This window comes from Streptomyces sp. MnatMP-M17, assembly GCF_900091995.1.
In the GTDB taxonomy this organism is placed as follows: Bacteria; Actinomycetota; Actinomycetes; order Streptomycetales; family Streptomycetaceae; genus Streptomyces.
In genome coordinates, this window is record NZ_FMDK01000038.1 from 1 (window position 1) to 8,292 (window position 8,292).

The window sequence follows — 8,292 nt, forward strand, 5'->3', positions numbered from 1 at the left end:
GGCGGGCAAGCGCCGGCCCGCCTACATCCCGTTCGATCCCGGACAACGGCCCCCATAAGACAAAGCCAACCGACGCCCACCTCTCCCACGCCAGGACTCAAGCGTCCGGGGTGAGACAGAGTAAACACAGAAGGCGCGCCTCCATCCCGGAGGCGCGCCTTCTGACCTGCTAGTTCTCTGACCTGGGCGGTGGGTGTGGGATTTGAACCCACGGTGACATCACTGCCACGACGGTTTTCAAGACCGTTCCCTTAGGCCACTCGGGCAACCCACCCACGCCCCGCCCACCAGCGACGGAGCGCCTACAGCCTACCGGCTGGCGGATCTCGCCGTGCCGCACTGGCCAGAGGATGGCCACGCCCCACGGATCTCACGTGCCGGTCTCACTGTCGCGGCGAGCCGAGGGCAACAGAAGGTCCCGCTCGGGATGGTTGTCACCAGTGACCTTGCCTTGTACGCCAAGGTCCACTCGGGCGGCCTCATGGAACTGGTTGACCTCTCGGAAAACGACACGATCGCGCTCGCGCCACTCCTCCAGGGTGCCCGTGGTCTTCCCGGTCGCCTGCCAGTCGACAGCGAGAGCAGCCGCATTCAGCTCGTGCGCGGCCTCCACCACCTCGTCCCCGCCGAGCAACATGATCTGCTCAAACGACCGACCACGGTGACGCTCGGCCTCAGCCAGTTCGGCAACCATCTCCGCTTCGGGGTGCTCGCTCCGCCGAAGCCCTTCCCGATGCTCATAGAGCCGCACAGCAAGAAAGATCCCCGCCCGAACCCGGTCGACGCGGGTACGGGGAGCAGCATAATCGGACCTCCTACAGATCAGGGATCAGCTGCGTGCGGCGGCTCGTCGTGCTGCCTGGGGACCATCCCCGCGGGCACGGGGAGCAGTTACCGTCGTTGTCCCGGCATGGCTGGCACGAGGGACGATCCCCGCGGGTGCGGGGAGCAGACTTCCGGGGATGGGGTCCCTATCAGTCCGACAAGGGGTCCCCAACGTTACGGTTTGCATGAGACTCGGCGGAGAGGCGACCGGATGCGTAGCTACAGCTCAGCAACGCTAGTCAGCCTCGGCCGGGGTACGTTCGTCACACAGCGGGAGCGCTTGGGAAGGCATCGGTCGCCGCTCGGTACCTGAATCCCCAGCTCCGGGAGCATCCTCGGCGGCGCGTGGTTCGCTCACGGTTCGGGGCTCGGTTCGCCGTTGACACCCAGGACCTCATCCAGCGGTACATCTACCTGTTCGGTGTGTGGGAGCCGCATATGACGCGGTGGCTGCGAGGGCGGTTGGAACCTGGGGACACGTTCGTCGACGTCGGCGCCAACATCGGGTACTACAGCGTGCTCGCCTCGCAGCTCGTCGGGGACGGCGTCAAGGTGGTGGCGATCTAGGCTTCGCCGGTCTTCCTTCAGCGGCTGTCACAGAACGTGCGGCTCAATGAGTTGGGCAACGTGCGGGCGGTGAACGGGGCCGTCTCGGACAGCAGGAAGACGCTGACGTTCGTGCTGGCCAGTTCGGCCAACATGAGGGCCAACAAGCATCGTGCCGTACGACGGGCCCGCAGAGTCGACGTTCCAGATCAAGGCCCGGCCACTGGGTGAGCTGCTCGATTCCGCAGAGATCGGCAGTGCCCGCGTCATCAAGATTGATGTCGAGGGGGCCGAGGGGAGCGTCGTACGGGGCATGGCACCCATGCTCGACAAGCTGCGGCCGGACGTCGAATCACCGTTGAGGTGACACCTGAGCGGATGGCCCAGCTCGGCGACTCCGCCGAGGCGTTGCGCACAACCATGCGCGACCGCGGCTTCAACGTCTACCGGCTCGCCGACGACTACCGGCCGGCGAGCTACCCGACTGCCCTGCGCGGCGCGCCCAGCGTTCCGCCGACGCATCGTCGGCAGGGCACTCGAAACGTCCATCCGCACACCGCGCAGCCCTCGAAGCCGCAGCACTCCGGGCACCAGATCAACCAGTGGCCCGTACAGCACCCGCAGTAGGTCGAAGTCGCAGGCCGTTCCTCGGTCTCCGGCCCTGGGCCGCGGCCGTCATCTCATGGCACCGGCCGGCGGTTCGGCGTCCTCGCCGCCGTCGTGCCAGTTTCGATCTCGTCGGCAAGCCGGGAGATCACGCTTCCGTTGTCATCGGTGCTCAGGTAGCACGGTTTCCCTTCGGGGTCCGCCCACGGCAGCAAGCGCGGGGCTGCGGGAGGAGGGAGCACGGGCAATGGCGTGGCTGCGTATTCATGCCCGTCCATCTTGTTCATGCTCGTCCATCTTGATCGCTCCAACCGCTCGGGCACGGAGCCCGTGGTGAAGAGAATCTCGGTACGGTCGCCGGGCAGCACCGGGAGCGCTTCCTCCACCACGCGCTCGGTCGCGTCGGTCGAAACGCGCTCCACCGCCAGCACCGGCGACCGGGTGGTGATGTGCAGCGTCTGTGCCTCGGCCGTCGTGGGGAATCGCGCCGTGACCCGCTCGGTCGTACGCGCAACCCCCACCCCAGCGGCGGACAACGACTCCCGCACGCCGTCGCCCCAAACGGACTCGTTCGCCCTGGGCACACCGAGCCTCGCCACGGCGTGAGGTACGTAGATACGGGCCAGACTCCTCGGCGAGGTGCCCTGGTGACCGATGAAGACGTACTCCGCCACCGGACTACCGACGTCGACGCCCAGGAGCAGCGACAGTTGGCCATCGGCCTCCACCGTCCTGGTGTCGCATCGGACACTCACCACGGCGTCGGGTACGGCCCGCTGTTCTGCCTCGCCGAACCTGGTGTTGGCGTACACCATCCACTGTCCAGGCCAACGAACGAAGTTGCCACACTCAGGTTGTGATGGCCTCATGCCAGTGACCGGCCGCCCCGGCGACGCCGTGCGGCCCTTGCGCTCGTAGCCGCACCGCCTTTCAGGTAATCGGACTGAACACTGAACAAGGAGTTCAAAGAGGAGGCGCGGCTCGCCGACTCCCCCTGCCACGATGGGCCTCCGGACACACCGGGAGGGGGAGCTCAGCTCTCATGAGGTCGGATCAAGCCGAACGCTGGATGCGGGCCAGACTGTCAGCACGGCTGCGCCGTGACGGGGACAGGACGTCCACCTCCACACCGGCCCCCGCGCCGGGCGTCACCTCCCACTCGCGGAGGGTGTCGGCGAACTTCCGTACCCGCTCGTCGTCCGGACCGGCATCGATGTAGAAGAGCGACTCGTTCACTGCACTGTCGTCCCCGCCCCAGCGCACGAGACCCCCGCAGTCGGCGAGGATGTCACGCAACACCAGTTCCTGCGCGGGGTAGAACCCACCCTTCGCGCTGGCACCCGGCCGGATCCGCACCGCTGTTCCGGACGCGAGGTTCGACTCCGGAAGGCCCTTGCGGAGTCCACCGATGTCCCGCCAGCCGGCCAGGTCGATCCGCTGGATCTGCTCGACCTCGTAATGAAAGCGCCGGATCACATGGACGAGGATCGCCTCCACGTCACCGATCCGGATGTCCACCTTGAGCCCCGTACCGGCGACAGGGCGCGTCCACACCGTCGAGACGTGGTTCGCCTCCTTCTCGATCGTCCACCCGTTCGCCGACGTCGGGAGCTTCTTCGTCTCTCCCTGCGGATCGGCCTTCGGCGCGGCCGAGGCCGCGCCCGGAACGAAGGAGTTCACGGCCGTCGCGGCACCGATCACCGCGGTGGTCTTCACCACCGTCCGCCTCGTTATTCCGTTCTGCATGTCGTCGGTTCCTCTCTCATAGAACGATCACGAGCACGAACGTCGGCAGCAAGGTCACCAAGGCACTGACCAGCCAGTACCAAGGAGAAGCCACAGCAACCCTGCGCCGCACGGGGCGGTTGGCCAGCCACCAGAGCAGGGCGAACCCGACCGTCACCGACCCCCCGAACAGGAACCAAGGCAGCATGCCGTCGTTCTCCGTCGGCTCCCGCTGGGTCCAGCCGAGCGCGGCGAACGGCCAGTTCGCCACGAAGTACCACAGCAGCCATACCGGAACCACAGCGGGAAGTCCCAGCAGCAGGTTCACGCCCACGGATGTCAACGACCATTTCCACATGCGCCCAGTATCGAAGGCCGTGGTGACGATCACGTGCTGCGGGAAAGCTGGTTGTAGTTCTCCAGCACGTTGTACAGGCCGATCAGCTCGCGACCGTACTGCTGGGCTGCGTCCCCGGTCCCGTTGTACCGGGCGAGCAGGGCCTGTGTGTCGGACAGACTGGTGGTCAGGCTCGGTCTGGCGGTTCCGAGTTGGTGCGCGTTGTAGAGCGTCAGGTAGGCGACTGACCGGATGTTGTAGGTCGGGTCCTGGAGGTCGTCCCATACCGTTCGAAGATCAGAAGTGGTCAGCGGCGTACCGTTGATAATGCTTTGCCCTATGCAGTAGTTGCGGGCCTCGATGGTCACCCATGCGAAGATCTGCCCCCAACCGGTGCTGGAGTCATCCTTCAGCCCGTTCCTGACGGCCGTGTCGGCGACAAGGTCCAAGGGGTTGTACTTGCGCAGCTCCCACAGGACGGGTGCCTGGATCAGCGCCTTGCGGAGCTTGAGCTGCCGCGCCAGTGATGTGAAGAGCCAGTCCGCGCTCAGCACCAGGTCGTACGCCTTGGTCGTGGAGATACCACCCAGCGTTACCCAGTCATCGTCGGTCCAGCCGTCGCCGCCGGTCTCCGGAACTCCGATTGATGTCAGGTAGTTCTGGACGTCCGTCAGCATCGCGTCCCGGTACACGGCCTTGTCCAGGTCGACGTCCAAGCCGTCGGTGTAGCCCCCCGGGAGAAAATCAGTCTGGCCGCTGTCCCGGCCGGAGGCGATGTTGTTGTCGATCTCAATCGCACCGCTGCCGGTGCCGACGGTGATGGTCGCGATCTGGTCGAACGACCAGTTCGTCGGCATCGGGTAACCGAGATTCCCCGAGAAGCCGCTCGACATGTCCGACACGAAGCTCGCCGACGAGTACCCGGCGTCCGCGATGCGCTGGCACACGTTCCGCGGTCCATAAATCCCTACAAAATATCCGGAGCTTTCGCTGACCGTGCGCGCCACCGCGCGGAAGTGCGGGACGATGTACTGCGTGACCTCGGCGTCCATCGCGTCGTAGTCCACCGCGAAGTAGATGAGGGTGCCCGTCCTGAAGCCGTGGTACTGAGCCCATTCGATCGCCTTGAACGCGTCGCTGGTGCCCTGGTTGGCGCTGAAGTAGTCCGCCGACCGGCTCGTCGTCTGGAAGATCGGGAAGCAGCTCAGCCCGTACTCCTTGATCGTGGCGAGCTCGCCGGGCTGGATCTGCTTCTCCGGCAGGCTCGTGCTCGACGGGTTGAAGAGGTACCGGCCTATGTGCTTGTAGCCGGCGGCCTTCAGCGCCTGCGCACGCTCGGGCGTGATCTTCGTGACGCCGTCGCACGCCGTGCCCTTGCGGGTCTGGTCGCCGTACGAGACGAGAAGCGAGGCCCACGTCTGATAGTCGCCGAGCCCGGTGACCGGGAGCATGATGAACGACTGGAAGCTTTCCACGCCGCTCTTCACCGTGGCGGTGAAATTCCCGAAGGGAACGTTCCGCTTGTTGAGGATCATCGCCGCGGTGAACAGTTGCGCCCATGTGCCGGTGGTGCCGACCGAGACCGTGTGAGACTTCAGGCCGGACTGTGTGCCGGGCCCGAATACACCGTTGGCGGTGCCGTCGGCCATCCCCAGTTCGTACTGGATCGCGTACAGCATCGACTTCGCGACATCGCGGGAGTGGTGTCCGTCACAGGGGATGACGTAGAAGTCCTTGCGGAGGATGTACCGGCCGTTCAGCCACTGCTGGATGGCGCGGATGTCGTCCGAGCCGCCGCTCACGGTGACGTAAGCGTCCATGTTGAACAGCCCCTTGACCACCTTCGGCCAGAGGGAGCTGCCCGGGTAGGTGCCGTCCACGCCCATGTTCTGGTTCAGCTTCACCACAGCCGCTTTGACACGGGAGTTGTACGTGCCGTCGATGTCACCGCCGTCGTAGCCCTTGCAGTAGAGGGCGGACTGAAGGATGCGGCAGAAGGTCGCGGAGGGGACGGTTGTCTCGTCCAGCTTGCCGTACTTCGCCCCGATGGTCGACAGCGTGGTCGGGCCGAAGGAGTCCGACAGAGCTGTGATGCCCATCTCGTACTGGAGCGCCCGGGTCAGGGCGTACATCGTGGTCCACCCGGTGAGACCGTTCTCGTCCAACTTGGATATGCCGAGCGTCGTGCCGTTGTTGTAGGTCGTGTTCACGAATCTTTGGGCGAGACGCACCATCTCGTCAGCCATGAACTGTCTCCTGACATCTGGACATTAATGGAGGTCCTGGCCTGCGTCGATCAGTGACTGTGCGACAACGAGGCCGGACCTGTTGCAGGCGGAGTGGCAGCGCAATTAGGTGAGCGGGCTGTTGGGGGAGCAGCTCACAGACCAGTTGCTCGGCTCCGAGGTTCGGTTCACGGCCTGCCCAAGTGAACAGGCTGATGAACAGATCGAATTCAGCGCCGACAGCGGCGATGGGCACCTCACCGCCAGGGCCGGCCCAAGAGTGTCCCCTCACCCGCAGCCACGGCATAAATTCGTTCCATGGCGCCTGCGGTTCGGGGGCGTTGCGTTCCTTATGACATGTCTTCACCGGCGCTCCTCTCCGAGAAAGGTAACGACTCGGTCCGGCGGATGCGTTCCCGGTTCACTGTGTGCGGTCGTCCGGGGCCGCGTCTTAGGCGTTTCGGTGTGGGCGGGCTTCTCTCAGAGGAGGCGGAAATCGGCCTATTCGACGCTGCGGCGCACAACATGGCCGTCGATGCTGTCGGGCCGGACATGGTGCGCGGCGCCATCACCGCCAATGCCAAGGCCCCTGCGAAGAATCGTCCTCTTCTCCAACAGCGATACGGTGAATCCGTCGGATTCCCGCCACGGACGCGGCGCAGACCATCCTCGAATGGCTGCGCCGCCCCAGGACGGACGGCACCTGGCGCACATCGATCAAACGCCGTGACGCGGTCGCCGCCTCCCGCCGCTTCCGCACAGCCACCCAGGTAGAACCGGCGCTCGCGCTGCTCGAATCCCACGACTACCTCCGCGCCAACACCCCCGCCAGGACCGGCGCGGTGAACATCTACACGCGTTCTTCGGCTGCCTCTACTACGCCTCCATGCGTTCGTCGGAGGCAGCGGACCTGCGAAAGCGTGACTGCCGACTGCTGGAGGACGGATGGGGCGAACTCATCCTCGCGGGCAGCCGCCCGGAGGTCGGCTCCGGCCGGACCAACGACGGCAAGTCGTACGAGGAACGCGGCCTCAAGCGCCGCGCCCGCCGCGCCACCCGCGCGATCCCAATCCCGCCGACACTCGTCGCGTTGCTCCGCCTCCACCTCGCCACGCACGGCACGCCACGATCGACGCAGCCCTCAACGAGTAGGTGATCGGTGGTCGTCTGCATGCTTCGCAGGGCACCCAGACGACCACAGCCTCCTGACGGAAGCGCACTCTTTCCAACTGTGGTGGTGGGGTGTTGGGGTGCGTGCGAGGGCGTCACCGAAAAGTCGCATCGAGTCCCTCAAGCGAAGACCCAATTCCTCGCAGGGTAATCTTGGTGAAGGCTGTCGACAGTGCATCTGTTTCCATGGGTGATGAGACTGAGGAGAAAACTCCCCTTCCTCGTCGGCGCAAGCCTCAGGAAAAGTGATAATGACTGTCTGCGGTTTCCTGTGATCGTGACACGAAAATTTGAGGCCATTGTCTGCGGGCATGTAAAGCGTGAGGTCGGCGGAGCGGCTTTGGGGTGGCGCTGCATAAAGCCGCGGAGCCGACCGCCCCAGCCACGACGTACCCCTTCTCTGGCATCAGGCGACCGATTGCTGTGAGCGCGGTACGGGCCCCGGCCGGGCTGGCGCAGCGGGGCGCAGACAGGAGCGCAGGCCCGGCCGGGGGCCGTACCGCGCGCGGTGAGCGAAGCGAGCCGCCTGGAAGCCGGAGAGAAAGTTGTAACTCGCTCTGTGGTGTGGGGATTCCATTGATCGTCGTGCCAGATGTCCAGCCGTCACGTCGGCCACAGGCTGGCCACACGCCCTGGTCAACGGCGGGATCGGGTGGGACAAGGTGAGACGGTCATATGCGTGAGAGGGGCTGCCGGAATGTTCGGCAGCCCCTCTCACGCAGCTTTGCTGGCTGCGAAGAGTCTGGATCTGGGTTCGGGAGTCGGTGGTCAGGGCGAACGCGGATTTCAAGGCCGTTCCCCTAGGGCCTGTCTGACAAATGATCACCCGGTGGGTTCGCGGAGCCACAGGACCAGGGC

Annotated in this window: 6 protein-coding genes, 1 tRNA gene and 1 pseudogene; 2 read left to right on the top strand and 6 right to left on the bottom strand. The window is 65.4% G+C overall.

Annotated features, from left to right (window positions below; genetic code table 11):
• Positions 1-187: 187 nt before the first annotated feature.
• Both GA0115259_RS02245 and GA0115259_RS02250 read right to left on the bottom strand, forming a co-directional pair.
• A tRNA-Ser gene (locus GA0115259_RS02245) sits at positions 188-274 on the bottom strand.
• A gap of 96 nt (positions 275-370) precedes the next feature.
• Positions 371-751 (bottom strand): hypothetical protein, encoded by a 381-nt coding sequence (locus tag GA0115259_RS02250; protein WP_093590021.1) that lies wholly within the window; start codon positions 749-751, stop codon positions 371-373.
• Between the two features lie 383 nt (positions 752-1,134).
• On the opposite strand from GA0115259_RS02250, the pseudogene GA0115259_RS41420 reads away from it, so the two are divergent.
• Positions 1,135-1,998, top strand: a pseudogene (locus GA0115259_RS41420) (FkbM family methyltransferase).
• Between the two features lie 53 nt (positions 1,999-2,051).
• Here the strand turns inward: GA0115259_RS41420 and GA0115259_RS42660 are convergent.
• The 4 genes from GA0115259_RS42660 to GA0115259_RS02275 all read right to left on the bottom strand — a co-directional run bounded on the left by GA0115259_RS42660 (position 2,052) and on the right by GA0115259_RS02275 (position 6,285).
• Positions 2,052-2,792, bottom strand: a complete 741-nt coding sequence (locus GA0115259_RS42660; protein ID WP_161230263.1) for a UTRA domain-containing protein — start codon at positions 2,790-2,792, stop codon at positions 2,052-2,054.
• A gap of 238 nt (positions 2,793-3,030) precedes the next feature.
• Positions 3,031-3,723: a hypothetical protein gene (locus tag GA0115259_RS02265; RefSeq protein WP_093590028.1), complete on the bottom strand. Its 693-nt coding sequence runs from the start codon at positions 3,721-3,723 to the stop codon at positions 3,031-3,033.
• 16 nt (positions 3,724-3,739) lie between these two features.
• Positions 3,740-4,093 (bottom strand): hypothetical protein, encoded by a 354-nt coding sequence (locus GA0115259_RS02270; RefSeq protein WP_345940983.1) that lies wholly within the window; start codon positions 4,091-4,093, stop codon positions 3,740-3,742.
• Positions 4,090-6,285 (bottom strand): glycoside hydrolase domain-containing protein, encoded by a 2,196-nt coding sequence (locus GA0115259_RS02275; RefSeq protein ID WP_093590032.1) that lies wholly within the window; start codon positions 6,283-6,285, stop codon positions 4,090-4,092. The genes GA0115259_RS02270 and GA0115259_RS02275 overlap by 4 nt, the downstream gene beginning before the upstream one ends.
• Before the next feature lie 865 nt (positions 6,286-7,150).
• On the opposite strand from GA0115259_RS02275, the gene GA0115259_RS02280 reads away from it, so the two are divergent.
• A complete protein-coding gene (locus GA0115259_RS02280; protein WP_176732404.1) occupies positions 7,151-7,420 on the top strand; it encodes a hypothetical protein in 270 nt (89 codons plus the stop codon).
• Positions 7,421-8,292 lie beyond the last annotated feature (872 nt).

What these genes read in the sequence shown, in the direction of transcription:
- GA0115259_RS42660 (WP_161230263.1), bottom strand. Translation starts at nt 2,792, where the DNA reads ATGGTGTACGCCAACACCAGGTTCGGCGAGGCAGAACAGCGGGCCGTA.
- GA0115259_RS02265 (WP_093590028.1), bottom strand. Translation starts at nt 3,723, where the DNA reads ATGCAGAACGGAATAACGAGGCGGACGGTGGTGAAGACCACCGCGGTG.
- GA0115259_RS02275 (WP_093590032.1), bottom strand. Translation starts at nt 6,285, where the DNA reads ATGGCTGACGAGATGGTGCGTCTCGCCCAAAGATTCGTGAACACGACC.
- GA0115259_RS02280 (WP_176732404.1), top strand. Translation starts at nt 7,151, where the DNA reads ATGCGTTCGTCGGAGGCAGCGGACCTGCGAAAGCGTGACTGCCGACTG.